Annotated in this window: 23 protein-coding genes and 1 pseudogene; 15 read left to right on the plus strand and 9 right to left on the minus strand. The window is 72.4% G+C overall.

Going from position 1 to position 24258, the window contains the following annotated elements; translation table 11 throughout:
- Nucleotides 1-260: 260 nt before the first annotated feature.
- The 5 genes from AB0G20_RS38525 (at nucleotide 261) to AB0G20_RS38545 (ending at nucleotide 4739) form a co-directional block, all read left to right on the plus strand.
- Nucleotides 261-1145, plus strand: coding sequence for a segregation/condensation protein A (locus AB0G20_RS38525; RefSeq protein WP_361311360.1), 885 nt, complete (start codon nucleotides 261-263; stop codon nucleotides 1143-1145).
- On the plus strand, nucleotides 1142-1792 hold the full coding sequence (gene scpB / locus AB0G20_RS38530) for an SMC-Scp complex subunit ScpB (RefSeq protein WP_361311279.1): 651 nt from the start codon (nucleotides 1142-1144) through the stop codon (nucleotides 1790-1792). The genes AB0G20_RS38525 and scpB overlap by 4 nt, the downstream gene beginning before the upstream one ends.
- 11 nt (nucleotides 1793-1803) lie before the next feature.
- The gene (locus AB0G20_RS38535) at nucleotides 1804-2922 is read left to right on the plus strand and encodes a pseudouridine synthase (RefSeq protein WP_361311282.1); all 1119 of its coding nucleotides are present in this window, start codon (nucleotides 1804-1806) and stop codon (nucleotides 2920-2922) included.
- A gap of 81 nt (nucleotides 2923-3003) precedes the next feature.
- A complete protein-coding gene (locus AB0G20_RS38540) occupies nucleotides 3004-3723 on the plus strand; it encodes an NUDIX domain-containing protein (protein ID WP_361311285.1) in 720 nt (239 codons plus the stop codon).
- Nucleotides 3720-4739, plus strand: coding sequence for an ADP-ribosylglycohydrolase family protein (locus AB0G20_RS38545; RefSeq protein ID WP_361311288.1), 1020 nt, complete (start codon nucleotides 3720-3722; stop codon nucleotides 4737-4739). The genes AB0G20_RS38540 and AB0G20_RS38545 overlap by 4 nt, the downstream gene beginning before the upstream one ends.
- Before the next feature lie 24 nt (nucleotides 4740-4763).
- On the opposite strand, the gene AB0G20_RS38550 is transcribed toward AB0G20_RS38545, so the two are convergent.
- Nucleotides 4764-5177, minus strand: a complete 414-nt coding sequence (locus AB0G20_RS38550) for a Rieske (2Fe-2S) protein (RefSeq protein WP_361311291.1) — start codon at nucleotides 5175-5177, stop codon at nucleotides 4764-4766.
- A 179-nt stretch (nucleotides 5178-5356) separates the two neighbouring features.
- Between AB0G20_RS38550 and aroH the strand changes: the two genes are divergently transcribed.
- From aroH to der, 5 genes are all read left to right on the plus strand, one after another.
- Nucleotides 5357-5719, plus strand: a complete 363-nt coding sequence (gene aroH, locus AB0G20_RS38555) for a chorismate mutase (protein WP_031106761.1) — start codon at nucleotides 5357-5359, stop codon at nucleotides 5717-5719.
- On the plus strand, nucleotides 5716-6801 hold the full coding sequence (locus tag AB0G20_RS38560; RefSeq protein ID WP_361311295.1) for a prephenate dehydrogenase: 1086 nt from the start codon (nucleotides 5716-5718) through the stop codon (nucleotides 6799-6801). The genes aroH and AB0G20_RS38560 overlap by 4 nt, the downstream gene beginning before the upstream one ends.
- A gap of 162 nt (nucleotides 6802-6963) precedes the next feature.
- A complete protein-coding gene (gene cmk / locus AB0G20_RS38565) occupies nucleotides 6964-7644 on the plus strand; it encodes a (d)CMP kinase (protein WP_361311298.1) in 681 nt (226 codons plus the stop codon).
- Nucleotides 7641-8288, plus strand: coding sequence for a lysophospholipid acyltransferase family protein (locus AB0G20_RS38570; protein ID WP_361311302.1), 648 nt, complete (start codon nucleotides 7641-7643; stop codon nucleotides 8286-8288). The genes cmk and AB0G20_RS38570 overlap by 4 nt, the downstream gene beginning before the upstream one ends.
- A 78-nt stretch (nucleotides 8289-8366) precedes the next feature.
- Entirely contained in the window at nucleotides 8367-9860 is a 1494-nt protein-coding gene (gene der / locus AB0G20_RS38575) for a ribosome biogenesis GTPase Der (protein ID WP_361311304.1), read from the plus strand.
- Between the two features lie 60 nt (nucleotides 9861-9920).
- Here der and AB0G20_RS38580 read toward each other — a convergent pair whose 3' ends face one another.
- Entirely contained in the window at nucleotides 9921-10310 is a 390-nt protein-coding gene (locus AB0G20_RS38580) for a hypothetical protein (protein ID WP_361311307.1), read from the minus strand.
- 85 nt (nucleotides 10311-10395) lie between these two features.
- Nucleotides 10396-11193, minus strand: coding sequence for a hypothetical protein (locus tag AB0G20_RS38585; protein ID WP_361311309.1), 798 nt, complete (start codon nucleotides 11191-11193; stop codon nucleotides 10396-10398).
- Nucleotides 11194-11737: 544 nt separating this feature from the next.
- Between AB0G20_RS38585 and AB0G20_RS38590 the strand changes: the two genes are divergently transcribed.
- Complete coding sequence (locus AB0G20_RS38590; RefSeq protein ID WP_361311311.1) at nucleotides 11738-12370, plus strand: transglycosylase family protein; 633 nt, start codon at nucleotides 11738-11740, stop codon at nucleotides 12368-12370.
- Nucleotides 12371-12442: 72 nt separating this feature from the next.
- On the opposite strand, the gene AB0G20_RS38595 is transcribed toward AB0G20_RS38590, so the two are convergent.
- The 3 genes from AB0G20_RS38595 to AB0G20_RS38605 are packed head-to-tail and all read right to left on the minus strand — an operon-like array spanning nucleotide 12443 to nucleotide 16286.
- Nucleotides 12443-13084, minus strand: coding sequence for an ATP-binding cassette domain-containing protein (locus AB0G20_RS38595; RefSeq protein ID WP_361311314.1), 642 nt, complete (start codon nucleotides 13082-13084; stop codon nucleotides 12443-12445).
- On the minus strand, nucleotides 13081-15810 hold the full coding sequence (locus AB0G20_RS38600; protein WP_361311317.1) for a branched-chain amino acid ABC transporter permease/ATP-binding protein: 2730 nt from the start codon (nucleotides 15808-15810) through the stop codon (nucleotides 13081-13083). Before AB0G20_RS38600 ends, AB0G20_RS38595 begins: the two co-directional genes overlap by 4 nt.
- Nucleotides 15810-16286 (minus strand): hypothetical protein, encoded by a 477-nt coding sequence (locus tag AB0G20_RS38605; protein WP_361311320.1) that lies wholly within the window; start codon nucleotides 16284-16286, stop codon nucleotides 15810-15812. The genes AB0G20_RS38600 and AB0G20_RS38605 overlap by 1 nt, the downstream gene beginning before the upstream one ends.
- 145 nt (nucleotides 16287-16431) lie before the next feature.
- Between AB0G20_RS38605 and AB0G20_RS38610 the strand changes: the two genes are divergently transcribed.
- The 3 genes from AB0G20_RS38610 to AB0G20_RS38620 are packed head-to-tail and all read left to right on the plus strand — an operon-like array spanning nucleotide 16432 to nucleotide 19352.
- The gene (locus tag AB0G20_RS38610) at nucleotides 16432-16995 is read left to right on the plus strand and encodes a hypothetical protein (protein ID WP_361311323.1); all 564 of its coding nucleotides are present in this window, start codon (nucleotides 16432-16434) and stop codon (nucleotides 16993-16995) included.
- Entirely contained in the window at nucleotides 16970-18256 is a 1287-nt protein-coding gene (locus AB0G20_RS38615; RefSeq protein WP_361311325.1) for an ABC transporter substrate-binding protein, read from the plus strand. Before AB0G20_RS38610 ends, AB0G20_RS38615 begins: the two co-directional genes overlap by 26 nt.
- 55 nt (nucleotides 18257-18311) lie before the next feature.
- The gene (locus AB0G20_RS38620) at nucleotides 18312-19352 is read left to right on the plus strand and encodes a YafY family protein (RefSeq protein ID WP_361311328.1); all 1041 of its coding nucleotides are present in this window, start codon (nucleotides 18312-18314) and stop codon (nucleotides 19350-19352) included.
- Here the strand turns inward: AB0G20_RS38620 and ctaD are convergent.
- Nucleotides 19261-20922: pseudogene (gene ctaD / locus AB0G20_RS38625) on the minus strand (cytochrome c oxidase subunit I); the annotation flags it as partial. The gene AB0G20_RS38620 and the pseudogene ctaD sit on opposite strands and share 92 nt — an antisense overlap.
- A 424-nt stretch (nucleotides 20923-21346) precedes the next feature.
- On the opposite strand from ctaD, the gene AB0G20_RS38630 reads away from it, so the two are divergent.
- Nucleotides 21347-21562, plus strand: a complete 216-nt coding sequence (locus AB0G20_RS38630; protein ID WP_361311330.1) for an I78 family peptidase inhibitor — start codon at nucleotides 21347-21349, stop codon at nucleotides 21560-21562.
- A gap of 76 nt (nucleotides 21563-21638) precedes the next feature.
- On the opposite strand, the gene AB0G20_RS38635 is transcribed toward AB0G20_RS38630, so the two are convergent.
- Nucleotides 21639-22634 carry a phosphatase PAP2 family protein gene (locus AB0G20_RS38635; RefSeq protein WP_361311333.1) on the minus strand — a complete coding sequence of 332 codons (996 nt, stop codon included), beginning with the start codon at nucleotides 22632-22634 and terminating at the stop codon, nucleotides 21639-21641.
- Nucleotides 22635-22861: 227 nt separating this feature from the next.
- Complete coding sequence (locus AB0G20_RS38640; RefSeq protein ID WP_361311335.1) at nucleotides 22862-24070, minus strand: hypothetical protein; 1209 nt, start codon at nucleotides 24068-24070, stop codon at nucleotides 22862-22864.
- Between the last annotated feature and the right edge of the window lie 188 nt (nucleotides 24071-24258).

The raw sequence follows: 24258 nt of genomic DNA on the forward strand, positions 1-24258 counted from the left end.
CGGCGGCTCCGGTGGTCGAGTCGGTTGAGCCGGGCTTCTCGCCTCAGGAGGGCGAGTCCGCGGCTTCGTGGGCCGAGTCCGTGGAGACGGCCCAGTCCGGGGTGTCCCTCGCGGGGCCGGCGGCTCCGGTGGTCGAGTCGGTTGAGCCGGGCTTCTCGCCTCAGGAGGGCGAGTCCGCGGCTTCGTGGGCCGAGTCCGTGGAGACGGCCCAGCCCGTGGAGACGGTCGACCCCGTGGTGCCGTCTGCCGTGGACGTGGACGTGGCCGGGGCTCCGGAGGCCTCCGGGGCCGTCCCGGGCCCCCGGCCCCCGGCCGGTGACGCCGAGGCGGCCGACGACGGGGTCTTCAAGGTCCGGCTCGCCAACTTCGAGGGGCCCTTCGACCTGCTGCTGCAGTTGATCTCACGGCACAAGCTGGACGTCACCGAGGTCGCGTTGTCGAAGGTGACCGACGAGTTCATGGCCTACATCCGGGCGATGGGGCCGGACTGGGACCTGGACGAGACGACCGAGTTCCTGGTCGTCGCCGCCACCCTGCTCGACCTGAAGGCCGCGCGGCTGCTGCCCGCCGCCGAAGTGGAGGACGAGGGCGATCTCGCGCTGCTCGAAGCGCGGGACCTGTTGTTCGCCCGGCTGTTGCAGTACCGCGCGTACAAGCAGATCGCCGACATCTTCAGCGGACGGCTCGACGACGAGGCCCGGCGCTACCCCCGTACCGTCGGGCTCGAAGCGCACCACGCCGAGCTGCTGCCCGACGTCGTCATCAGCATCGGGGCCGAGGGCTTCGCCAAGCTCGCCGTGAAGGCCATGCAGCCCAGGCCCAAGCCGCAGGTCTACGTCGACCACATCCACGCCCCGCTGGTCAGCGTGCAGGAGCAGGCGCAGATCGTCGTGGCCCGGCTCAGAGAGCTCGGTGAGGCGAGCTTCCGTGCCCTCGTGGCGGACACCGACGACACCCTGACCGTCGTGGCGAGGTTCCTCGCCCTGCTGGAGCTGTACCGGGAGAAGGCCGTCGCGCTGGAACAGGAGGCCGCGCTCGGGGAGCTGCTGGTGCGGTGGACCGGCGGGGACGGGGACGAGACACCGACCGTCACCGACGAGTTCGACCGGCCGCCCGAGCCGCCGAAGGAGGAGAAGAAGGCGTGAGCGAGCGAACGACCGATCTGCCGGCCGGGCCGAGTGCCGTCGCCGGTCTCGATCTGAAACCGGCCCTGGAGGCCGTCCTCATGGTCGTGGACGAGCCCGCGACCGAGGAGCACCTCGCGAAGATACTGGAGCGGCCGAAGCGCCAGATCGCGGACGCCCTGCGCGAGCTGGCCGACGAGTACACCGTCCAGGGCCGCGGTTTCGAGCTGCGGTACGTCGCGAACGGCTGGCGCTTCTACACGCGGGCCGCGTACGCGCCGGCGGTCGAGCGCTTCGTCCTGGACGGCCAGCAGGCCCGCCTCACCCAGGCCGCCCTGGAGACCCTGGCCGTCGTGGCCTACCGCCAGCCGGTCAGCCGCAGCCGGGTCTCGGCCGTACGCGGAGTCAACTGCGACGGTGTCATGCGCACCCTCCTCCAGCGCGGTCTGATAGAGGAGGCGGGCACGGAACCCGAAACAGGTGCGATCCTGTACAGGACGACGAACTACTTCCTGGAGCGGATGGGCCTGCGCGGTCTGGACGAGCTCCCGGAGCTCGCGCCCTTCCTCCCGGAGGCGGAGGCGATCGAGGCCGAGACCCTGGAAGGGGTTCCGTCGTTCGATCCGGACGCACCCGATGCGCCGGGTTCCGACGACGCAGACGACTAGACGGAATATTGATGCGAAGCAGCAGCGGCAGGAACAGCAGCGGAAACAACGGCGGGAGCCGTGGTGGCAACAGCGGCGGCCGCGGCGGGAGTGGCGGTGGCCGCGGGAACTTCCGCGGCGCCGGCAACAACCGCGACGACAAGCAGGGCAGCGGCCGTCCGAAGAAGCCGCGCCCGGAGGAGCGGCGCTACGACGTCGGCCCCGGCGCCACGCAGGACGGCCCGAAGTCGGGCCGCGGCCCCTCGGCCCGCGGTGGCGCCAAGGGCGGCCCCAAGCAGGGCCAGCGCTCCGGCAGGACGGCTCCGGCGCGCTCCCGCGAGTACGAGACGCGCACGGAGGAGCGCAACCGCGACCGGTACGCCGAGAAGAAGGAGGTCAAGCTCCCGAAGACCTTCCCCGGCGCCGAGCAGGAGGGCGAGCGCCTGCAGAAGGTCCTCGCCCGCGCGGGCTTCGGCTCCCGGCGGGCCTGCGAGGAGCTGATCGAGGAGGCCCGGGTCGAGATCAACGGCGAGATCGTCCTGGAGCAGGGGCGGCGCGTCGACCCGGAGAAGGACGAGATCAAGGTCGACGGGCTGACCGTCGCCACGCAGCGCTTCCAGTTCTTCGCGCTGAACAAGCCCGCCGGTGTCGTCTCGACGATGGAGGACCCGGAGGGCCGGCAGTGCCTCGGTGACTACGTCACCAACCGCGAGACCCGGCTCTTCCACGTCGGCCGGCTCGACACCGAGACCGAGGGCGTCATCCTGCTCACCAACCACGGCGAGCTGGCCCACCGGCTGACCCACCCGAAGTACGGCGTGAAGAAGACCTACCTCGCGCACATCGTCGGCCCCATCCCGCGCGACCTGGGCAAGCAGCTCAAGGACGGCATCCAGCTGGAGGACGGCTACGCCCGCGCGGACCACTTCCGGGTCGTCCAGCAGACCGGCAAGAACTACCTCGTCGAGGTCACCCTCCACGAGGGCCGCAAGCACATCGTGCGCCGGATGCTCGCGGAGGCCGGCTTCCCGGTCGACAAGCTGGTCCGGGTCGCCTTCGGTCCGATCACCCTGGGCGACCAGAAGTCGGGCTGGCTGCGGCGGCTGTCCAACACGGAGGTCGGGATGCTGATGCAGGAGGTCGACCTCTAGAGATCGCGCGTCTTTCAGGGCTTGTGAGCCACCTGCACCCCCTTTTATAGTCGTGCTGACTATAAAAGGGGGTGCTGGTGCATGGACGGCTACGACAAGTACGCCCACGAACCCTTCGCCGTCACCGTCGACCTCGCGGTGTTCACACTCCGGGAGGGCGCGCTGCACGTGCTGCTCGTCGAGCGCGGGCAGGAGCCGTACGCCGGGCACTGGGCCCTGCCCGGCGGGTTCGTGCAGCCGGACGAGTCCGCGGAGACGGCCGCCCGGCGCGAACTCGCCGAGGAGACCGGACTGTCCGACGTCTCGGGGCTGCATCTGGAGCAGCTGCGGACGTACAGCGAGCCCGGCCGCGACCCCCGGATGCGGGTCGTGTCGGTCGCCTTCGCCGCACTGCTGCCCGACGCACCCGAGGCGCACGGCGGCAGCGACGCCGCGCAGGCCCGCTGGGTGCCGTACGGGACGGCCGGGCCGCTCGCCTTCGACCACGACCGCATCCTGGCCGACGCCCACGATCGCGTCGGCGCCAAGTTCGAGTACACCTGCCTCGCCACCGCCTTCTGCCCGCCCGAGTTCACCCTCGGCGAGCTCCAGCAGGTCTACGAGACCGTGTGGGGCACCGCGCTCGACCGGCCCAACTTCCGGCGCAAGGTGCTCGCCACACCCGGCTTCGTCGAAGCCGTCCCGGGCGCCGCGCGACTGACCGGTGGCCGCGGCAAGCCCGCCGCGCTGTACCGCGCCGGAACCGCCACCGCCCTCCACCCACCCCTCCTCCGGCCCACCCGGGAAGGACGCCCCGCATGACCACGCTCGTCCACAAGCAGGCCGCCACCGGAGCGCTCACGGGTCTCGCGCTCGGGGATGCGCTGGGCTTTCCGACCGAGTTCAACGACGTCCCCTCGATCCTCGCCAAGTGCGGGCCCTGGCGGCAGATGGAGCTGCCGAAGCGCGCCTTCGTCTCGGACGACACCCAGATGACACTGGCGCTCGGCCGGGCGGTGCGTACGGCGATGGACCGGGGGCTGCTCACGCCGCTGCGCCTGGCCGGGCCCCTGCGGGAGGAGTTCGTGAACTGGTACCAGTCCCCTGAGAACAACCGGGCTCCCGGCCGCACCTGCATGAAGGCCTGCTACCTGCTGAAGGACGAATCCCGCCCCTGGCAGGACGCCAGCCAGATCGAATCCAAGGGCTGCGGCGCCAACATGCGGGTCGCGCCCCTCGGTCTGGTCCCCGGCCTCAGTGACGAACAGCGCGCGGGCGCCGCCCAGTTGCAGTCCGCCCTCACCCACGGGCACCCCACCGCGCTCGCCGCCTCCGACCTCACCGCACACGCCGTACGCCTGCTCGCGCAGGGCGCCGAGCCGACCGGGCTGATCGGCCTGCTCCGCTCGTACGCCCTGGAGAACCGCAGCCACTACCACGAGCGCTGGCTCGGCGACCTGTGGCGGCGGGCCGGGGACCCGAGCCCCGAGCGGTTCATCGCCCGCGGCTGGGACGAGTGCCTGGAGGTCCTCGAACGGCTCCGGCACGCCGTGCGCACCGTCTCGCCGGAGACCGACCCGTGTCTGGCCACCGGCGAGGGCTGGATCGCCGAGGAGGCCCTGGCGACCGGGCTGCTGTGCTTCCTGCTCTTCGTCGACGAGCCGGTGACGGCCCTGCGCCGCGCCGCCTGCACCGCCGGCGACTCGGACTCGATCGCCTGCCTGACGGGTGCCTTCGCGGGCGCGTATCTGGGCGCGGAGGCCTGGCCCACCGAGTGGGCCGACCGCGTCGAGTACCGGAGCGACCTGCTCACGCTCGGGGCGCTGTGGGACGCCTGATGCCGCGGGGCCGCTCGCGGACCCTCAGGTGAGGCGGACCGAGTTTCCCTCCACGACGATGTCCTCGGCGGGCAGCGGCCGGGTCGCCGGGCCGTGGGCCACCGCGCCGTCGCCGATGCGGAACTTGCTGCCGTGGCAGGGGCAGTTGATCGTGCCGTCGGAGACGGTGGACACCAGGCAGCGCTGGTGGGTGCAGATCGCCGAGAAGGCCTTGAACTGCCCCTGCTCCGGCTGGGTCACCACGATCTCCTCGTCCTTGAAGATCTTGCCGCCGCCGACCGGGATCTCGTCGATGTTGGCCAGGACCTGGCCCGCGGGGGCGCTCGTCGACGCGGAATCGCCGTCGTCGCCGCCCCCGCCGCAGGCCGCGACGAGCGCCGCCGCGCCCGTCGCCCCCGTCGCGAGGAGAACCGTGCGGCGCGTGGTCTCGTAGGTCATGTCGTCACTCCGAAAGTGCCAAAAGGGGGTGAATAGGAATTCGCATCATTTTGGCACCGAACTTACCCAAACGTGCTGATCCCGGCGTCTCGCCGAGCGGGCGCCGCGCACCCGGGCCGCGCGGGCTGACTAGGCTGGTCGGACGTAGAGCGACACGCACGTCAGCAAGGAGCATCGCCGTGGCGGTACGAGCGGTCCGGGGCGCCGTCCAACTCGAACGGGACGAGGCCGGCCACATGGACGAGCAGGTCGGAGCCCTGCTCACGGAGATCCTGGAGCGCAACGATCTCGCTGCCGACGACCTGATCAGCATCTGGTTCACGGCCACACCCGACCTGCACAGCGACTTTCCGGCGGCCGCGGCCCGCAAGCTGGGCATCGTCGACGTGCCGCTGATCTGCGCCCAGGAACTGGACATCGAAGGCGCCATGCCGCGTGTCGTCCGGGTCCTCGCGCACATCGAGTCCGACCGGCCCCGGGCCGACATCGCCCACGTCTACCTCGGTGCCGCGGCCGCCCTGCGCAAGGACATCGCCCAGTGAGGACCGCACTCGTCATCGGCACCGGCCTCATCGGCACGTCCGCCGCCCTGGCCCTGTCCCAGCGGGGCGTCACCGTGCACCTCGCCGACCCGGAGCCGGAGCAGGCCCGTACGGCGGCCGCGCTCGGCGCCGGCACGGACGAGGCGCCGGACGGGCCCGTCGACCTCGTGATCGTCGCCGCCCCGCCCGCGCACGTGGCCGACGTGCTCACCGACGTCATGCGCCGCGGTGCGGGACGCGGCTACCTCGACGTCGCCAGCGTCAAGGGCGGGCCGCGCCGCGAGCTGGAGGAGCGTGGCCTCGACCTGTCCGCGTACATCGGCACGCACCCCATGTCGGGCCGGGAGAAGTCCGGCCCGCTGGCCGCGACGGGGGACCTCTTCGAGGGCCGTCCCTGGGTGCTGACCCCGACCCGGGACACCGACACCGAGGTGCTGAACCTCGCTCTGGAGCTGGTCTCGCACTGCCGGGCCGTGCCGGTGGTCATGGACGCCGACGCCCACGACCGTGCCGTCGCCCTCGTCTCCCACATGCCCCACCTGGTCTCCAGCCTGGTCGCCGCACGCCTGGAGCACGCCGAGGAGTCCGCCGTACGGCTGTGCGGGCAGGGCATCCGGGACGTGACGCGGATCGCCGCCTCCGACCCCCGGATGTGGATCGACATCCTCTCCGCCAACCCCGCGCCGGTCGCCGACCTGCTCACGGACGTCGCGGCCGACCTGGAGGAGACCGTGCGGGCCCTGCGCGCCCTGCAGTCCTCCGACGACCACAAGCGCCGCGAGGGCGCCGGCGGGATCGAGGACGTGCTGCGGCGCGGCAACGCCGGGCAGGTCCGCGTCCCCGGCAAGCACGGGTCCGCGCCGCGGGTCTACGAGGTCGTGGCCGTGCTCATCGACGACCAGCCGGGACAGCTGGCCCGGATCTTCGCCGACGCGGGCATGGCCGGCGTCAACATCGAGGACGTACGGATCGAGCACGCGACGGGGCAGCAGGCCGGTCTGGTGCAGCTGCTGGTGGAGCCGAAGGCGGCCCCGGTGCTGAGCGCCGCGCTGCGGGAGCGGGGCTGGGCGATCCGGCAGTAGGAGGTACGGGGTGCGCCGCGCCCGGGGGCTCAGCCCCCGGCCGCCGGCCGTCGAGCGCCGTCGGCGTGGACGCGCGGCCGGACGAGTGACGCGCACCCAGTAACCTTGTGCGGGGCAGTCGCGCCCTCACCCCGCCGAGCCCGGTTCAGGAAGGTCCCCACTGTGGAAAGCGCCACGCCAGTGATTGTCGCCATCGACGGCCCCGCCGGCACCGGCAAGTCGAGCACCTCGAAGGCCGTGGCGGCCCAGCTCGGGCTGAGCTACCTGGACACCGGCGCCCAGTACCGGGCGATCACCTGGTGGATGGTGAGCAACGGCATCGACATAGACGACGCCTCCTCCATCGCCGCCGCCGCGGGCAAGCCCGAGATCGTCTCCGGCACCGACCCGGAGGGCCCGACCATCACGGTCGACGGTGTGGACGTGGCCGGTCCGATCCGCACCCAGGAGGTCTCCTCCAAGGTCAGCGCGGTCAGCGCGGTGCCCGAGGTGCGCGCCCGGATCACCGAGCTGCAGCGCTCGATCGCCGCCTCCGCGGAGAAGGGCATCGTCGTCGAGGGCCGGGACATCGGCACGACCGTGCTCCCGGACGCCGACCTCAAGATCTTCCTCACCGCCTCCCCGGAGGCGCGCGCCGCCCGCCGCAGCGGTGAGCTGAAGGGCTCCGACGTCCACTCCACGCGCGAGGCCCTGATCAAGCGGGACGCCGCCGACTCCAGCCGCAAGACCTCCCCGCTCGCCAAGGCGGACGACGCCGTCGAGGTGGACACCACCGAGCTCACGCTGGCCCAGGTCATCGAGTGCGTCGTCACCCTCGTCGAGGAGAAGCGGGCCGGAAAGTGACCGAGCTCCCTTCGGTACGGGGTGCCGAGGTCGGGCGGCGCATCGGCGTCGGCCTGATGTACGGGCTGTGGAAGCCGCGCGTGCTCGGCGCCTGGCGGGTGCCCGCGAGCGGCCCCGTTATCCTCGCGGTCAACCACTCCCACAACATCGACGGCCCGATGGTCATGGGCGTGGCGCCCCGGCCGACGCACTTCCTGATCAAGAAGGAAGCGTTCATCGGGCCGCTGGACCCCTTCCTGCTCGGCATCGGGCAGGTGAAGGTCGACCGCGACACCACCGACCGCACGGCGATCACCCGGGCGCTCGGCGTCCTGGGCAACGGCGGCGTGCTCGGCATCTTCCCGGAGGGCACCCGGGGCGAGGGTGACTTCGCCTCGCTGCGCGCCGGCCTCGCGTACTTCGCGGTGCGCAGCGGCGCTCCGATCGTCCCGGTGGCCGTGCTGGGAAGTTCCGAGAAGCCGGGACGGTTGATAAAGGGGCTGCCTCCGCTGCGCTCCCGCGTCGACGTCGTCTTCGGCGAGCCCTTCGAGGCGGGCGACGGCAGCGGTCGCCGGACGCGCAAGGCGCTGGACGAGGCGACCGGGCGCATCCAGAAGCAGCTCGCGGCCCACCTGGAAAACGCCAGGCGCCTCACCGGGCGCTAGGCGACACTGAGTAGTGGATCAGCCCGGAACAGCGGGTACTCCACCGACCACCACGATGAACGACGAGGTACGGACTTCATGAACGACCACATCCAGCCCGACGGCTCGGACGCGTCCGAGGGCGCGTACGAGCACGACCACGGGGCGCTCGGCGACGCCGAGTTCGCGGAGTTCATGGAGCTCGCCGCGGAGGAGGGCTTCGACCTCGAGGACGTCGAGGGCGCCATCGAGGCGGCGGGCCACGGCCCGCTGCCCGTGCTCGCCGTCGTCGGCCGCCCCAATGTCGGCAAGTCGACTCTGGTGAACCGCATCATCGGGCGCCGCGAGGCCGTCGTCGAGGACAAGCCCGGCGTCACCCGCGACCGCGTCACCTACGAGGCCGAGTGGGCGGGCCGCCGCTTCAAGGTCGTCGACACCGGCGGCTGGGAGCAGGACGTCCTCGGCATCGACGCCTCCGTGGCGGCCCAGGCCGAGTACGCCATCGAGGCCGCCGACGCGGTCGTCTTCGTCGTCGACGCCAAGGTCGGCGCCACCGACACCGACGAGGCCGTCGTCCGGCTGCTGCGCAAGGCCGGCAAGCCGGTCGTGCTGTGCGCCAACAAGGTGGACGGCCCGAGTGGCGAGGCCGACGCGTCCTACCTGTGGTCGCTGGGTCTGGGGGAGCCGCACCCGGTCTCCGCGCTGCACGGCCGCGGCACCGGCGACATGCTCGACCAGGTCCTCGAGGTGCTGCCGGAGGCGCCGCGCGAGACGTTCGGCGGGGGCGGCATCGGCGGCCCGCGCCGCATCGCCCTGATCGGACGCCCGAACGTCGGCAAGTCCTCCCTGCTGAACAAGGTGGCGGGCGAGGAGCGCGTCGTCGTCAACGAGCTGGCGGGCACCACCCGTGACCCGGTCGACGAGCTGATCGAACTCGGCGGCGTCACCTGGAAGTTCGTCGACACGGCGGGCATCCGCAAGCGCGTCCACCTCCAGCAGGGCGCCGACTACTACGCCTCGCTGCGCACCGCGGCCGCCGTGGAGAAGGCGGAGGTGGCGGTCATCCTGATCGACGGCTCCGAGTCCATCTCGGTACAGGACCAGCGGATCGTCACCATGGCCGTCGAGGCGGGCCGTGCGATCGTCCTCGCGTACAACAAGTGGGACAACCTCGACGAGGAGCGCCGCTACTACCTGGAGCGGGAGATCGAGACCGAGCTCGGCCAGGTGGCATGGGCGCCGCGGGTCAACGTCTCGGCACGCACCGGACGGCACATGGAGAAGCTGGTCCCGGCGATCGAGACGGCCCTGGCGGGCTGGGAGACCCGGGTCCCGACGGGCCGGCTGAACGCCTTCCTCGGTGAGCTGGTCGCCGCCCACCCGCACCCGGTCCGGGGCGGCAAGCAGCCGCGCATCCTGTTCGGCACGCAGGCGGGCACCAAGCCGCCGCGGTTCGTGCTGTTCGCCTCCGGCTTCATCGAGGCGGGTTACCGGCGCTTCATCGAGCGACGTCTGCGCGAGGAGTTCGGCTTCGACGGGACGCCGATCCACATCTCCGTGCGGGTGCGCGAGAAGCGCGGCAGGAAGAAGTAGCGCGAAGCACTGGAAAGGGCGGCCCCGACGGGGCCGCCCTTTCCAGTGTCCGGTGCTCGCTCAGCTGCCGCCGCGCCGTACCGGCGGCAGCGCGGCCGGTACATAGTGCATCCCCGTGCTGTGCGAGCCGATGGTCCCGACGCGCTGCCACTGCGGCTGCTGCCCGGCGGCATGGCGGGCGCTCTGGGCGCCCGCGCTGTAGGCGCTGTACGAGCTGCCGTACGACCCGCCGTACGAGCCCGAGCCGTACGGGGTGTTCCCGAAGGCGGTGAAACCCAGCTTCTCCTCGCCGCTGCGGTCGCCGGGCAGTGCGCGGAAGGACTTGACGTACTCGGCGTAGAGCGCGTCGTAGATCGGCGTGGCCGATGGGCCGCCCTGGGAGTCCTGAGCCGATCGCGCGGACGGGATCGGCGAGAAGGACTGGCGGCGGGGAACGTCGTATGCGTGCACGTATGTCCAAACGACCCCGCGGGTCAAGGGATGCGGCCCGGGTACGGCTTTCGCAGGTCTACGGCGTGCACGGGTGACGCGCGGCTCAGATGCCGGCCAGCGGCAGCGCCGAGGCGACCAGCTTTCCGTTCGCCGCCGCCTTGTCCAGCGCGTCGCGCAGCAGGTCCTCGCGCGGCTGGCGGCCGATCGAGCCGACGGGCGCGGCGAACATCAGCACCTGCTGGTGCTTGTTGGCGGCCGCGCGCCAGCCCTCGGTCACCTGGAGCGGCTGGTGCGCCTGCCACCAGGCCACCGGCTGGCCGCCGTTGCTGCCCGGCTGGAGCACCGCGTGCAGCTGGCCCACGGCGAGCAGGACCGACCAGCCGTGCAGCACCGGCGGTACGGCAGACAGGTCGGTCAGCGGCATGAACCCCTGCTCGATGAGCAGCGGCAGGAAGTCGTCGCCGGCGCCGGTCGTGCCCGGCCGGGCGATGGGCCCGGTCGGCTCCACGACCAGGGCCGGGTGCAGCTCCCCGCCGATCAGGACGAGCCCGCTGGTCACACCGAGCACCGCCTGCTCGGGCACCACCTTGTCGGGCACTACCTGGTCGGGCTCCAGGTCGACCGTGTCACCGGCGATGGACTTCACGGCGCCCCGCAGCTGCTCCTCGGTGACCTGCACGACCTGCGAGGGCAGACAGCCGGCGTGGGCGAAGGCGAGGACGGCGGTCTCGTCCCCGATGAACAGGACGGTGCTGGTGCGCTCCTGCTGGGAGTCGCCCGGAGTGCGGCAGGACGTGCAGTCGTAACTGCCCGGGGCGGTCTCTCCGGCGAGCAGGCGGTCGGCTTCTTCGTCGCCGATCTCGGCGCGTACCTCGTCGCTGACGTCGAGCATGCGCGGCACGGGTGGCTCCCTCGGGGATGCGGTGCGTGGCAAAGCCGGGTGGCTCCCGGCCCGTGGTCCGGGTAGGTCCCGGCTCATGAAGAAGACAACGGGCGATCTGTGGCGGGAGTCACGCCCCAGAGCGAACGGAATCGAACCATCCAGCGCGCAGGGTCACGCTCGGCGCGGAATCGCGCACTCACCGTCAACTCGTCCCTGTGTAAAGGGCGTTGGGAGGGTGAAGTGGGTCACAGATCAGCAGGGGGGCTGGTCGACAAATCCGGAAATCCGCGAATGAAGTGGGTGTCCGGAAATTGCCGTTACCCGAGGTATCGGTGAACTGGCCTGCCCGGACAGGCGACCGGTTGATGCCGAGCCTCGACCTCCTTAGATTCCTCGGCCGTGTGCAACGAGCACCGCTCGGGTACGTCCGCCGGCCGCCGGGTTCCCAGGAACCGGGCGCAGCACCGCTCCGGTGGACGGGGCGAGCGCGACCCCCGCGCCCCATGGCGCGGGAGTGGCGTTCCGCCTTGGGGGATCCCCGGGTGTTTCGAGAGGGACCTACATGTCCGAATGTGCCTATACCACTCGCCCCGACGCTCGGAGGAACCAGGTTCGTACGACGGCGGTCCTCGCCGGGGCGGCACTGCTCGCGCCCCTCGGACTGCTGGCCGCGACCGGAAACGCCGCGGCGGCTGACAGCGGAGTGTGGGACCGCATCGCCCAGTGCGAGAGCGGCGGCAACTGGCACATCAACACAGGCAACGGCTACTACGGCGGACTCCAGTTCGCCCCCTCGACCTGGCGCGCCTATGGCGGCACGGCCTACGCGGCCACCGCAGACCGGGCGAGCAAGTCCCAGCAGATCGCCGTCGCCACCAAGGTCCAGCGCGCCCAGGGATGGGGCGCCTGGCCGGTCTGCTCGGCACGCGCCGGGGCGAGCGGCAGCGCACCCGCCGCCGACCCGGTCACCTCCACCCAGCCGGCCCCGGCGAAGCCGTCGAAGGCGCCGGCGCGTTCCACGGAACACGCGGACCGCGGCGCCTCCCGCGGCGACTACACCGTCCGTGCGGGCGACACGCTGAGCGGCGTCGCCGCCCGGCACGGGACCACCTGGCAGCGCCTCTACGCCGCCAACAAGGCCGCCATCGGTGCGGATCCCAACATGATCGTGCCCGGCCTGCGCCTCGAATTCTGAGCCGCTGCTCCCCCTCGCCGGGACACGGGCCCCGTCCGGTCGACCGACCGGACGGGGCCTCGGCATCCTGGATCAGCCCGTGAGCTCGCCCGCCTCCCCGGCGAACACGACGGCCCCGCGGCGCAGTTCGTAGACGATCATCCGCCGGCCCCGCAGGGCGGGCGGCAGCCGCTGCTCGGCGATCACCACGCACGCGTCGAGCGCGCCCAGCAACTCATACGTCCGGGCCGCGACCGCGCGCGACATGCCCTGGGCGGGCTCGTCGACGAGCACCACGCGCGCGCGTGCGAGCAGCGCACGGGACAGGGCGAGCATGCGCTGCTCCCCGCCCGAGAGGGTGCCGGCCCGCCGCTCCAGCAGGGGCCGCAGCTGCGGGTAGGCGTCGAGGGCCACGGCGGGGTCGCGCGCGGCGAGTCCGAGGTTCTCGCGCACGGTGAGCGAGCCGAACACGGCCTGCCGCTCCGGCACCAGGCACAGCCCGCGCCGGGCGCGTTCGTAGGCGGGTACCCGGGTCACGTCGGCGCCGTCCCACACCACCGCGCCACCCGACAGGGGCACCGTGCCGGCCAGGGCGCGCAGGGCGGTCGTGCGGCCGGAGCCGTTGCGGCCCAGCAGCACGGTGAGGCCCGGGCCGGGGGCGACGAGGGTGATGCCGTGCAGGGCCTCCAGGGGGCCGTAGCGCACGCGCGCGTGGCGCAGGGAGAGGGTCGTCATCGGCCGGCCCCCGATTCCAGGGCGTCCAGGACGTGCCCGGGCGGACCGGAGGCGACGATCCGGCCCGCGGTCATCACCTGCACGACGTCGGCGAGACCGGCCACCAGGTCCAGGTCGTGCTCGACGACGAGGAGGGCCGTGCCGTCGGCGGCCAGGGCCTTCAGGACCCGGGCCAGGGAGGTCACTTCGGCAGTGTCGAGACCGGCGGCGGGTTCGTCGAGGAGGAGGACGCGGGGGCTGCCCGCGAGGACCCGGGCCAGTTCGACGCGGCGCAGCGTCCCGGTGGGCAGCCCGGCGGCGGGCAGGGCGCGCACGGGCCCGTCGAGCCCGAGCAGCCTGAGGGTGCGCTCCACGGCGGCCGGGTCGGTCACCCGGCCCTGCTCGGCGCCCACCCGGACGTTCTCCGCCACGGTCAGCGACGGGAAGACGGCCAGTTGCTGGAAGGTCCGGGCGACACCGAGCCGGGTGCGGGCGTGGGCGGGCAGCGAGGTGATGTCCCGCCCGCCGAGCCGCACGGTCCCGCGCGCGGGCCGCAGCGTCCCGGCCAGACAGTGGAACAGGGTGCTCTTCCCGGCCCCGTTGGGCCCGACGACCGCGGTGATCCGGCCGGGGGAGAGGTCCAGGTCCACGCCGTCGAGGGCGGTGAAGCCGTCGTAGCGGACGTGGAGGTGGCGGGCGGTCAGGACGGGGGCGGCGGGCGTGGCTTCTCCGGCGCCCGGCCGGGTGCCCGCCGCGCGGGGTGCGGCGGCGGCCTCGCGCGCGGGCGGTCTGTCCCGCCTGCCGCCGCGCCGCCCGGCCGTCGTGCTCCCGGCGTCCCGCGCCACCCCGGTCGCCCCCGTCGGCACCGGCACCCTCCGGGCCGCCTGCGGCTCCGCGGGGCGCAGCAGCCTGCGGGCCCGCCCGCCCGCCGGTGTCAGGGCCGGGGCGCGGCGCAGCCTCAGGCGTTCCGCCGCCGTGCGCAGGGCCTCGTAGGGGCCGCCGGGGAAGCGGCCCACCAGGATCGCCAGGATGCCGATGAGGGCACCCGCGACGCCGCCGCGGGTGCCCGCGTCCAGCCCGACCAGGAGGGCCGCGGCGGCGAGGGCGCCGAGCGTGCTGTCGGCGCCCAGCACCACCACCGCCGCGAACCACAGCAGGCCGCGCACGGGGTCGTAGGCGGCGGCGTCGAAGGCACGCAGGCCCATGCCGAGCATGCCGCCGCCCAGCGCGGCCAGCGCGGCACCCGCGCCGAAGGCCAGCAGCTTGAGGGAGGGCACCTGGACTCCCGCCGCCTGCGCGCCCCGCTCGTGATCCCGCATGGCGGCGAGGGCCCGGCCCGTCCGCCCCCGGCGCAGCGCGTGCGTCGCCAGCAGCGCGACCGCCAGCAGGAGCAGCTCCAGGACGTAGTACGCCCGGTCCCCGTCGAAGCCGGCAGGACGGCCCAGCGACAGGCCCGAGGTGGCGTACGGCTGGGCGAAGACGAAGCGGCTCACCCCCACACCGACCGCGAACGTCGCCAGCGCCAGCGCCAGTCCCCGGCGGCCGATCGCCGGCCAGCCCGTCAGCAGGCCGAGCGGCGCGACCAGGACCACCGACACCGCGAGGGCCGCCAGCTCCGGCAGGGCGGGCAGCCCCGGGAAGCGGCCCGACGCCAGCAGCGCTGTGAACAGGGCGCCCAGGCCCGCGTACGCCGCCTGGCCCAGCGAGATCTGGCCGCCGCGGCCGGTGACCACCACCAGGGACAGCAGGATCACGGCCAGCGCCGGCACCTGGACCGAGGTGTGCAGGTCGCGGCCGGCGAGACCCAGCGGCAGCAGGAACAGCACGAGCACCACGATCCAGGCGCCCGGCGGGGTCGGCACCCGCGCCGTGGCCGTGCGCGGCAGGGCGTCCCGCTCCCCGACGCCCGGCAGGACCAGCGCCGCGACCAGCAGCGCGACGACGAACAGGTTCGTGGCCGCCGCCTGGAGCAGCGGCTCGGCCCAGCCCGACGGATGCAGCCGCGTCAGCTGGCTCTGCGCCACCCCGATGCCCAGCGCCACCACCACCGCCACCGGCAGGCTCCGCATCCGCGCGGCCACCGCGACCGCCACGACCTCCATGACGAGCAGCGACAGACCGTACGGGTCGAGCCGCACGTACGGCGCCAGCAGCACACCCGTCAGGCCGGCCGTGAACGAACCGAACGCCCAGCCCGTGGCCGCGACCCGGTCCGCGTCGACACCGCCCAGCACGGCGAGCTGCCGGTCGTCGACCACGGCCCGCAGCTCCCGCCCGAACCGCGTCCAGCGGACCACCGCCGCGACCCCGGCGGCCAGCACCAGCACCACCGCCAGCTGCCCCCACGGCTCGTCCGGCACCAGCACCGGCGCGTCGTCCCGCGCACCCTGCCCCCACAGCAGCGCAGCCCCGCCCACCAGCAGCACGAACACCCCGATGGACGCCACCAGGGTCTGCGCCGGGTCGCCGCCCAGGACCGCGAGCGGCCGGAAGACGAACCGCTCCAGGACCACACCCAGCCCCGGAGCCACCACCAGCAGCGTCACCGCCGCCCCGAGCCACAGCGGCCAGCCCCACTCGACCACGCAATTGCGCAGCACGTACGCGCACACCATCGCGATCGCGCCGTGCGCGAAGTTGAGCACGCCCGTCGCGCGGTACGTCACGATCAGGCCGATCCCGGTCAGCGCCGCCGCGCTGCCGACCGAGAGCCCGGCGAGGGTGAGGTCGTACGTCAGCGAGGACATCAGTCGGTTTCTTCGGCCGGCTCGCAGATCGGGCAGGGGTCCAGCTCACCGCTCGCCACCAGCTTGGAGTCCACCGGAACCGCCTCCGCCTTGCCCGCCACCAGCGGACAGTCCGCGCGGTGCCACAGTGTGCCGCCCGGCACCATCAGCAGGTCGGCGCTCACCGCGAGGGGCGTGGGCGCGGCCCGGCCGGTCTCGTCGGCATCGGCCGGCTCTCCCGCCACCAGCAGGCCGTGGAGTTCCTCCACGCGCGCGGCGGCGATCGAACCCCGGCCGTGGGTCAGCAGCACCGCCGCGGCGATGATCAGCGCGGCGCCGGGGATCGTGCAGGAGGCCAGGTAGGGCAGTTGCCGTTCGGCGTAACGCTCGCCGGAGACTCCGTACCAGCCGACGACGCACAGCACCGCGCCGGCGGCCAGGGCCGCCCAGCCGGCCCACAGGACGGGATGCACGGTCCGCAGTCGGCTGGTCCGCATCGCTGGCTCCCACACGTCGGATTCGGCTGTGCGTGCGTCGGGCTGCCTGTTCAAGTCCGCCGATCGCTTGCACTATGCCCTGTGGAAGCTGACCCTGAAAGCACCGGGCGCACATGGCCCGGACCGACACCCGGTGGTGAGCCAGATGGTTCTCGGCAGCGACCTCAAGCGGGGGAACGCGACGGGGGGTCCACGAGCCGCGGGACGGGGTACGGCGATCGCCGCCGCCCTGGTCCTGGCCCTCGCCCCGGCCCTGGCGGCCTGCAGCGACGACAGCGGCGGCGGCAGCGAGGCCACGCCTCCCACACCGACCGCGGACCGGACCACGAGCGCGCCGGCCACCGCCCCGGCGGACCGGGCCGCCGCGGAGGCGGAGATCAGACAGAACTGGCAGAAGTTCTTCGACCCGAAGACCTCGACCGAGGAGAAGCAGGCCGTCCTGGAGAACGGCGACCGGATGGGCCCGGTCCTGCAGGCCTTCAGCGGTGACGAGCGCGGCGGGCAGGTCCAGGCGAAGGTCACCAAGATCGAGTTCACCTCGGCGACCGGGGCGGACGTGACGTACACACTCACCCTGAAGGGCGCCACCGCCCTGCCCGACGCCTCCGGAAGCGCCGTCGAGCAGGACGGCACCTGGAAGGTGTCCGCGAAGACGCTGTGCGCGCTGGTGCAGCTGAGCGGCAATGCGTCACCGATCCCGGGCTGCTGAGGCACTCGCCGCGGCGCTGCTGCTCGCCCTGAGCGCGGCCTGCGGCAGCCGGCTCCCGGAGAGCGACTTCGAGCGCGACGACCCCACCCGCGCGCCCCGCGACGCCGCGCCCCTGCGGGTCGGCATCATCACCAGCGCCACCAGCCCGGTCGGCGGCAGCGCCTTCACCGGCCCGCGCGACGGCGCCCGGGCCTGGTTCGACCGGCTCAACGCGCGCGGGGGCATCGACGGACGCCGGATCGAGGTGCGCACGTGCGACGACGGCGGCAGCGGCGTCGGCAACAACGAGTGCGTGCACAAGCTCGTCGAGGAGGACAGGGTCGTCGCCCTGGTCGCCACCACCGCCCTCGACTACGCGGGCGCCTCCCGCGTCGCACGCGCGCGCGTGCCCGACATCGGCGGCCAGCCCATCGGCACCGCCTACGACACCTACCCGCACCTCTACGGCATCTACGGCAGCCTCGCGCCCCGCGACGGCACCCCCGGCTGGGACGGAAAGCTGTACGGAGGCACCGAGGTCTACCGCTACTTCAAGCGCGAGCACGGCGCCCGCACCGCCGCCGTCGTCTCCTACAACCAGTCCGCCTCGGCCGCCTACGCCCGGCTCGTCGAGCGGGGGCTGCGCGCCGAGGGCTACAAGGTCGTCACCGAGCAGGTCGACTTCGCCCTGCCCAACTTCCGCGCCGTCGCCGCCGACCTGAAGGAGCAGGGCGCCGACCTGGTGTTCGACGCCATCGACGGGCACGGCAACGCCCGGCTCTGCCAGGCCATGGACGAGGCCGGCGCCGATGTCACCGCCAAGGTGACCAACGTGCAGAACTGGGCGTCCACCGTCGCCGACGACTACAAGGACGCCCCGCGCTGCCGCAACGCCCTCTGGGCGACCGGCGCCAGCCGCAACTTCGAGGACACCGGCCACCCGGCCGTACGGGAGTTCCGCGAGGCGACGAAGGACCTGAAGACGCACTCCCAGTGGCAGCTGGAGGGATGGGCGGCCGCGCGGTGGTTCACGGACGCGGCGAAGTCCTGCACGGCGACGGGCATCACGCGCGCGTGCGTCGACACCTTCATGAACCGCAGCCAGGGCTACACCGCCGGAGGGCTGCTGCTCCCCGTCCGGTTCGAGCGCCTGGCCGAGCCGCCGGAGAGCAGCAGGACGTGCCTGTCGGTGGCCCGCTGGCAGGACGGGAAGGGCTGGGCGGGCCAGGGGGACATGAACCGCACCTGCTTCACCGTCCCGCAACTGGCGTACGAGCCTTGAGGACCGCCAGGCTTTGAGGACAGTGGCTGTCCGCAAGGCCTGACAGACTCGCCCCATGTTGGAGACCTCGGCCCGCCTGCTGCGTCTGCTGTCCCTGCTCCAGGCCCACCGCGAGTGGTCCGGCGCCGACCTGGCCGACCGGCTCGGCGTCAGCGCCCGCACCCTGCGCCGGGACGTCGACCGGCTGCGCGAACTCGGCTACCCGGTCAACGCCAGCCCCGGCACCGGCGGCGGCTACCAGCTGGGCGCGGGCGCCGAGCTGCCGCCGCTGCTCCTGGACGACGACGAGGCCGTCGCCGTGGCGGTCGGACTGCGCACGGCGGCCGGGCAGGGCATCGACGGCATCGGGGAGACCTCGGTCCGGGCCCTCGCCAAGCTGGAGCAGGTACTGCCGAACCGGCTGCGCCGCCGCGTGGGCGCCCTGAACGCCGTCACCGTGCCGATGCTGCGCAGCACGCTGCCCTCCTCGGTCGACCCGGCCGTGCTCACCGAACTCGCCCACCTGTGCCGGGACGCCGAGCGGCTGCGCTTCGAGTACCGCGGCCACGACGGCACCCTCACCCGCCGCAGCGTCGAACCGCACCGCCTGGTGTGCACCGAGCGCCGCTGGTACCTGGTCGCCTGGGACCTCGACCGGGACGACTGGCGCACGTTCCGCGTGGACCGCGTCACGCCCAAGCCGCCGCACGGCCCGCGCTTCTCGCCGCGCGAGCCACCCGCCGAGGACCTCGCCGCCTACGTCTCCCAGGGCGTCTCCACGCGCGCGTACGCCACCCACGCCGTCGTGCGGCTCCTCGTGCCACTGGAGGAGGCCGCCGAACACATCTCGCCCTCCGCGGGGGTGCTGGAGCCCGAGGGCCCGGACAGCTGTCTGCTGCGCTGCGGCGCCGGCAGCCTCGACGTGATGGTCATCCACGTGGTGATGCTGGGCTTCGAGTTCGAGGTGCTGGAGCCGGACGGGCTGATCGAGGCGATCAGGAGGACTCGGGACCGGCTTGATGGCGCTTTGGCTCGGGCTGCGCAGTCACCTCCGCGTACTGCGGATGGTGCAGGTCGAACGCCGGCGACTCGGAGCGGATCCGGGGCAGCGTCGTGAAGTTGTGCCTCGGCGGCGGGCACGAGGTCGCCCACTCCAGGGAGCGGCCGAAGCCCCAGGGGTCGTCGACCTCGACCTTCTCGCCGTACTTGGCGGTCTTCCACACGTTGTAGAGGAACGGCAGCGTCGACATGCCGAGCAGGAACGCGCCGATCGTCGAGACGGTGTTGAGCGCGGTGAACCCGTCCGCGGCGAGGTAGTCCGCGTACCGGCGGGGCATGCCCTCGGCGCCCAGCCAGTGCTGCACCAGGAACGTGGTGTGGAAGCCGATGAAGAGCACCCAGAACTGGATCTTGCCGAGCCGCTCGTCGAGCATCTTCCCGGTGAACTTCGGCCACCAGAAGAAGAACCCGGCGAAGATCGCGAAGACGACGGTGCCGAAGACGACGTAGTGGAAGTGCGCGACCACGAAGTACGTGTCCGTCACGTGGAAGTCCATCGGCGGCGACGCCAGGATCACCCCGGTCAGCCCGCCGAACAGGAACGTCACCAGGAAGCCCGTCACCCACAGCATCGGCGTCTCGAAGGACAGCGAGCCCTTGAGCATGGTGCCGGTCCAGTTGAAGAACTTCACGCCCGTCGGCACCGCGATCAGGAAGCTCATGAAGGAGAAGAACGGCAGCAGCACCGCGCCCGTGGCGAACATGTGGTGCGCCCACACCACCACCGAGAGGCCCGTGATCGCCATCGTCGCGCCGACCAGCGTCAGATAGCCGAACATCGGCTTGCGGCTGAAGACCGGGATGATCTCCGTGATGATCCCGAAGAACGGCAGCGCGATGATGTAGACCTCGGGATGCCCGAAGAACCAGAACAGGTGCTGCCACAGGATCGCCCCGCCGTTGACCGCGTCGAAGACCTGTGCGCCGAACCGCCGGTCCGCCTCCAGCACCAGCAGCGCCGCCGCCAGCACCGGGAACGCCATCAGGATCAGGATCGACGTGAACAGCGTGTTCCACACGAAGATCGGCATCCGGAACATCGTCATGCCGGGGGCGCGCATCCCGATGATGGTGGTGACGAAGTTGACCGCGCCGAGGATCGTGCCGAAGCCCGACAGCGCGAGGCCCATGATCCACAGATCGGCGCCGATACCCGGCGAGCGCTCCGCGCTGTTGAGCGGGGCGTAGGCGGTCCAGCCGAAGTCCGCCGGCCCCGTGGGCACCAGCAGCGAGCCGAGCACGATCAGCCCGCCGAACAGGAACAGCCAGTACGACAACATGTTCAGCCGGGGGAAGGCGACGTCGGGCGCGCCGATCTGGAGGGGCATCAGCTCGTTGGCGAAGCCCGCGAAGGTCGGCGTCGCGAACAGCAGCAGCATGATCGTGCCGTGCAGCGTGAACGCCTGGTTGAACTGCTCGTTGTCGATGATCTGCAGGCCGGGGCGGGCCAGTTCGGCGCGCATCAGCAGCGCCATCACCCCGGCGACCAGGAAGAACAGGAACGACGTGATCAGGTAGAGATGGCCGATCTTCTTGTGGTCCGTCGTCGTCAGCCAGTCGAGCACCACCCGCCCGTGCCGCGTGCGCGGCACGGGCGGCACCACCGCCTGTACGGTCTGCGTCCCCATCGCTCGCTCGCCCCTTCGCTCATCGCGTACCGGGCCCGCCGCAGCCCGCGCCTTACCCGCGAGCCCACGCCATGATGCTCGCGCCGCCGCGCGCTCCGACAGGGGGCGTACCGGCCGCTCTGTGCCGAAGCCATGCATTTTCTCTGCCGCGCCGACCCCGCCGGGCCGGTGCGCCGCCGGAAAGGAATGGAGTCCCGCAGGCACTTCTCCCGGCACTTTCCGCCGGGCTTTTCCATGAGCCCATGTGACACGCGGGAATTACGATCGAATGCCTGCGGAAGGCGTACGGAACCGCTCGTCCGTGTGACGGACGACGCCCGAAACTCCTGTCGTGATCTTGTGACAGAAGTGTGACCGGAGGCGGACAGTGACCACCCGCGGACCCGGACTTCCATGGTCGCCGGCCAGGACATAGCGTGGCTGCATGGCACCGACTCCGACACCTTCCGCGGAACCCGACGACAGCCCGGACACCTATGTCGGCCTGGAGGCTGGCAGGGCCGAAAGCCTCGCGCGTGAGCGCGGCTGGGCCACGGTGCGCTCGCTGCCGCCGGGGGCGATCATCACGATGGAGTACCGCGTGGGCCGGCTGAACTTCGAGGTCAAGGGCGGCCGGGTGGCGCGGTCCTGGAAGGGCTGAGACCCGGCGAAGGCCCCGGTTCCGCTCCGGAACCGGGGCCTTCGCCATGCCGGGCGGGGTGCGCACCGCCCCCTGGTCAGCCGCCTGTCAGAGGTCGGGCCGACGGGGTGGAACCGCGCGGGTGGCGCTCCGAGTGCGGCGGGCGCCGGCTGCCGGCCGGGGTGATCGGCGTGCGCTCCGAGCGGGTCGTGTGCGGACCCGGCGCCAGGCAGGCCGGGGCCCGGGACGAGCGGGCCGCGACGTCGTCACGGTCGGCGGGAAGCGGCGTGACCACCAAGGACGGCGCGTCGGCGGGGACGGCCGGGGTGCGGCGCCTGCGGGCCCGCAGGCGGTCGCGCAGGTCGAAGATCGCGTCCTCGGCACGGGCGATCAGCGGCTCGAACCACGGCAGGCCGAGCAGGATCAGCAGACCCGCGGTCCAGCCGAGGAGCACGTCGCTCAGCCAGTGCGTACCGAGGTAGACGGTGGCCATCCCGACGCCGAGCGAGGTCACCGCGGACACCGCGGACAGCCAGCGCTGCGCTCTCGCGGTGGAGGCCAGGTAGGCCAGGATTCCCCAGGTCACCACGGCATTGGCGGTGTGACCGCTGGGAAATATATCGCCGCCGAGCCACATCTCGTTCGAGCCGATCGAGGTCGCGTAGTGCGGTCCCAGGCGGCCCATGCCGTACTTGGCGGCGCCGACCGTGATGTTCAGCAGCAGCAGTGATACGCCGAGCGCGAGCATCGGCCGCAGGGTGTGCTGCCGCCAGGAGCGCCAGCCCAGCCAGGCCGCGACCATCACGGCGGTCGGGCCGCGCTGTCCGAGGACCACGTAGTAGTCGACGAACCAGTGGATCTCCGACCACTGCTGGTACGGGCGGAAGAACATGACCTGCCAGTCGAGCCGGACCAGCCAGGACGTGATGATCACGGCCCACACGATCGCGCCGTAGAAGGCCAGGGTCGCCGCGAAGAGCACGATGCGGTGCCTGCTCATCTTCGGCACATCGATGTGGGCCGGTCGTTCCGGCTCACGGTCCAGCCGGGCGAACACCCGGTCCAGACGGGTGAGCTTCGGTTCGGTACGCACCCAATCGACGTTACAGCGAGTGAGCTCAGATCCCGGGCGAATCAACGGCTTTGTGATGACGATGTGATGTGGGATTCCTCTCAGGACGAGGTTTATTTCCAGCGAATCTGCAATCGTCGGCCGCTGCGGCCTTCAATTCCTTTGATCATTCCGGAAGCGGGTTTTATTGCGCTTTTGAATTCGTTCACCGGGGCATGGTGCCGAATTCCCCTGGCGCTCACAGCGGGTCAGGGCGGACCGGAGCCGTTCAGCCAGAACGCCCCGTACACCGCAGAGGCCACCGCCACGACCCCGAGCACCGCCGCTGACCTGCGGATACGTGCCTCGGTCAGAGCCAGGGCGAGGGGCAGCAGCAGGGGGAAGGCGGGCAGCAGCAGACGCGGTTTCGAGCCGAAGTAGCTCGACGCGCACAGGGCGAGCGCGGTCACGACCCCGGTGTAGACCAGCAACGGCAGTGGCTGGCGCTGACGTACTCCGGTCACATACAGCCAGACGACTGACGCGACCCCGAGGATCAGTCCCACGCCTGCCAGAGCCGCCGGGAACGACGTGAACTTCTCGGCGACGAACCGGGCGAAGGCGTAGCCGCCGTCGAAGCCGTTGCGCCATCCCGCCTGGACGTCCAGATAGCCCAGCGGGCCCTTGCCGGTGTGGTGCCCGACCCAGAGCACGTAGCCGGCCGTGCCGAGGGGGGCCAGGAGCATGCCGAGGACGCGCCGGGCCCGGGTTCCGGGGCCGGCCGGGGCGTCCGTCGTATCCGGGCCCGCCGCACGCCTTTCCCGTACGGCCGCACGCCTTTCCCCTGCGAAGGAGGCCGCCGCCGCCACCCACACCGCCGCCACGACGGCCAGTCCCACCGGCCGGGTCAGTCCCGCGAACAGGGCCAGCGCGCCCGCCGTCACCCAGCGGCCGGTCAGCACCGCGTACAGCGACCACGCCGCGAGCGCCGTGAACAGGGACTCGCTGTACGCCATCGACTGCACGATCCCGACCGGCAGGACGGCCCACAGCAGCACCGCGCAGACCCCGGCCCGACGGCCGTAGACATGGTCCGCCACGGCGAAGATCCCCCAGGCCGCGGCGAGTGAGGCGAACAGACTGACGACGAAGCCCCCGTCCGCGTAGGACAGCGGCGACACCGCCGCCACCAGCCGCTCCAGCCAGGGCAGCAGCGGGAAGAACGCCAGGTTCGAGTGCACGTCCCCGTTCGCCAGCCGCACCTCGTAGCCGTAGCCCAGATCGGCGACCCTGACATACCAGAGCGCGTCCCAGCGAGCGGTCAGCAGCGTGTACGCGCTCTTGTCCCGCGCCGCGCTCCACAGGAACAGGGCGAGCAGGCCCAGGGCGCGGACGACCGCGTACCCGGCGAGCGCCGGGGCCGCCCGGCGCAGCGCCCCGGCGCGGGACGGGGCCGCGCGCGTCTCAAGATCGGTCACGGGCCCGATTATCGACCCGGTCCGGAACCACCCGGCCGGCCGGGGCGTGGACGACATGGGAGAGAGTGGCGTACGCCACATCTTTCCGCCGGGGGTGTGAGAGGTCCGCCACTGGTCTCCGACGGGGACTCGCGTACGCTGACGTGTCACTCGCTTTTCGTTTGCGCGGGCCGGAGACCACCGCTCCT

Source organism: Streptomyces sp. NPDC024017 (assembly GCF_040638895.1).
In the GTDB taxonomy this organism is placed as follows: Bacteria; Actinomycetota; Actinomycetes; order Streptomycetales; family Streptomycetaceae; genus Streptomyces.

Bases quoted from the DNA above. Each gene is read 5' to 3' on its own strand.
- AB0G20_RS38595 (WP_361311314.1), bottom strand. From the start codon at position 13,084: ATGACGACCCTCTCCCTGCGCCACGCGCGCGTGCGCTACGGCCCCCTG.
- AB0G20_RS38535 (WP_361311282.1), top strand. From the start codon at position 1,804: ATGCGAAGCAGCAGCGGCAGGAACAGCAGCGGAAACAACGGCGGGAGC.
- AB0G20_RS38550 (WP_361311291.1), bottom strand. From the start codon at position 5,177: ATGACCTACGAGACCACGCGCCGCACGGTTCTCCTCGCGACGGGGGCG.
- AB0G20_RS38600 (WP_361311317.1), bottom strand. From the start codon at position 15,810: ATGTCCTCGCTGACGTACGACCTCACCCTCGCCGGGCTCTCGGTCGGC.
- AB0G20_RS38590 (WP_361311311.1), top strand. From the start codon at position 11,738: ATGTCCGAATGTGCCTATACCACTCGCCCCGACGCTCGGAGGAACCAG.
- der (WP_361311304.1), top strand. From the start codon at position 8,367: ATGAACGACCACATCCAGCCCGACGGCTCGGACGCGTCCGAGGGCGCG.
- AB0G20_RS38610 (WP_361311323.1), top strand. From the start codon at position 16,432: ATGGTTCTCGGCAGCGACCTCAAGCGGGGGAACGCGACGGGGGGTCCA.
- AB0G20_RS38615 (WP_361311325.1), top strand. From the start codon at position 16,970: ATGCGTCACCGATCCCGGGCTGCTGAGGCACTCGCCGCGGCGCTGCTG.
- AB0G20_RS38540 (WP_361311285.1), top strand. From the start codon at position 3,004: ATGGACGGCTACGACAAGTACGCCCACGAACCCTTCGCCGTCACCGTC.
- AB0G20_RS38620 (WP_361311328.1), top strand. From the start codon at position 18,312: ATGTTGGAGACCTCGGCCCGCCTGCTGCGTCTGCTGTCCCTGCTCCAG.
- AB0G20_RS38545 (WP_361311288.1), top strand. From the start codon at position 3,720: ATGACCACGCTCGTCCACAAGCAGGCCGCCACCGGAGCGCTCACGGGT.
- AB0G20_RS38630 (WP_361311330.1), top strand. From the start codon at position 21,347: ATGGCACCGACTCCGACACCTTCCGCGGAACCCGACGACAGCCCGGAC.
- AB0G20_RS38605 (WP_361311320.1), bottom strand. From the start codon at position 16,286: ATGCGGACCAGCCGACTGCGGACCGTGCATCCCGTCCTGTGGGCCGGC.